The organism is Burkholderia sp. Bp9140 (assembly GCF_003853425.1).
GTDB lineage: Bacteria > Pseudomonadota > Gammaproteobacteria > Burkholderiales > Burkholderiaceae > Burkholderia.
Genome location: NZ_QTPQ01000095.1, coordinates 1 through 1957 on the forward strand (window position 1 = coordinate 1; position 1957 = coordinate 1957).

1 protein-coding gene is annotated in these 1957 nt (G+C 57.7%); it reads left to right on the forward strand.

Translation table 11 applies throughout. The features are described 5' to 3' along the window. Positions 1-1473, forward strand: a 1473-nt coding sequence (locus DIE21_RS36730) for an RHS repeat-associated core domain-containing protein (protein ID WP_148092777.1), incomplete at its 5' end; no start/stop codon positions are given. Between the last annotated feature and the right edge of the window lie 484 nt (positions 1474-1957).

Genomic DNA, 1957 nt, shown 5'->3' on the forward strand with positions numbered 1-1957 from the left:
GGACGCGTGCTGCAGCAGACGATCCAGCGGTCGACGTCGCCCGCGCCGCTTGCCGAGCGGCGGTATCGCTATGACGCGGCAGGACAGTTGTCGCGGATCGAGGATAGCCGCAAGGGCGGCACCGACTATCGGTACGATCCGGTCGGGCGGTTGATCGAGGCGATCAGTCCGGTTGCGAAGGAGCGGTTTGCGTTCGATCCGGCGAGCAACATCATCGATCCGGTGCGAACTACGGAAACGCCCGCGTCGCGTCCGAGCCCGGTGCGGCCGGAAAGCACGTTGCCAGTCGAGGTGCCGAAGGTGCTCGGCAACCTGCTGAAGGCGTATGCGGGGATGCACTTCGAATACGACGCACGCGGGAATCTGGTGCGCAAGCGTACGCCGTCGGGTGAGCAGGATTACGAGTGGGACGAGTTCAATCGCTTGCTGTCCGCTCGGGTTGCGGAGACGTCGCGGCAGAGTCAGTCACGGTATTTCTATGACGCTTTCGGTCGACGGATCGCCAAGGAGGTGAACGGCGAGCGGACGGTGTTCGGGTGGGATGGTGACACGCTGGCGTATGAGAGCGATGGCGAGCGTGGTACGCACTATATCTACGAGCCGGGGACGTTCGTGCCGCTGGCGCAGTACGTGGCGGAGCCGGTCGAGGGAATCGCGACGCCGGAGTGGAAGAGTACCGACCGCTATGTGCCGGAGGAAGATCCGCTGCAAAAGATGCCGGAGCGTCGGGCGGATGCCAAGCTGTTCTATTACCACTGTGACCAGATCGGTACGCCGCGGTTGCTGACGGACGAAGACGGCGATGTCGTGTGGGAGGTATCGTACAAGGCGTGGGGCGAAGCGTGCGAGGTGATCGCACGGGCGCCGAAGGCGGCGGGGATCGCGGCGAGGAATTCGCTGCGGTTTCAAGGGCAGCAGGTTGATGAGGAGAGCGGGCTCGCTTATAACCGGCATCGGTATTACGATCCCGGCATTGGACGGTTCATATCGAAAGATCCCATCGGCTTGACCGGCGGAATCAACATGTTCCGGTATGCGCCGAATCCGATTCAATGGATCGACCCCCTTGGACTCACCACGTGCGCTGGTAAAGCAGTGATCCGACACTACGATACTGGTAGTCGAACTGGACACTATACGGTTGAAGTGCAAAGTCCGACTGCATCGGTTCATACACATCAAGTAATCACGGGTGATACGACTACGACGGTTGTGAACGAGAGGCGTGAAAGGTTAATGGTGGATGATCCTGTGTTGCATACTACGGAAGTACCACTTCCCAACGCCAATGCAGCGATTGCTTATCAGCAGGCCCAAATCGGACGGCAGTTAGGTCAATATGACGAGAGGGCAAATAGTTGTGTTGATCACGTCGCTAATGTTTTGCGGGCTGGCGGCGAGAACGTTCCCACGGGACCGTTGGGGCAATCAAGATATCTTGCCCAGCGCGGATTTAAAATGAAGGTGAGGTAATATGGCTTACGCAATATGTGAAAAGCACGGCTCTCAACCTGCTGAATTGGTTACCAATAACGCTATCCTTGTGATTCGGGGGGAGGGGGGGGCTGACGTAGGGCGGGTGTTTCCGATGACATTGGTTTATGAGGATCTGGAATATCCCGGCTACGGAACTACAGAAGATCGGACTATTCTTCAACGTATGGGGGGAGTTTGGGAGTCGGTTGAAATATGCAGGTTTGCCGATGAAGCTGCGATGGAGAGGGCGATAGGATTATTTACTGCGATTTGCGCGAAGTGCTTGGCGGAGGTGCTTTGATATTCAAGCTTTTGTAGTTGCCCCCGAGGATCAGGCGAGTCGGAGCGTTTGTCACCGACAAGCAAGGCTTGATGGGTTATCTGAAGGAGCGGTGTCGAAAAGGGAACCTGTCCGCGTTTTTGTGGGCGAGGCGGTTGAACGGCACGTTATCCGCGCGCCTGCATAAATCGCTCTCCGAAC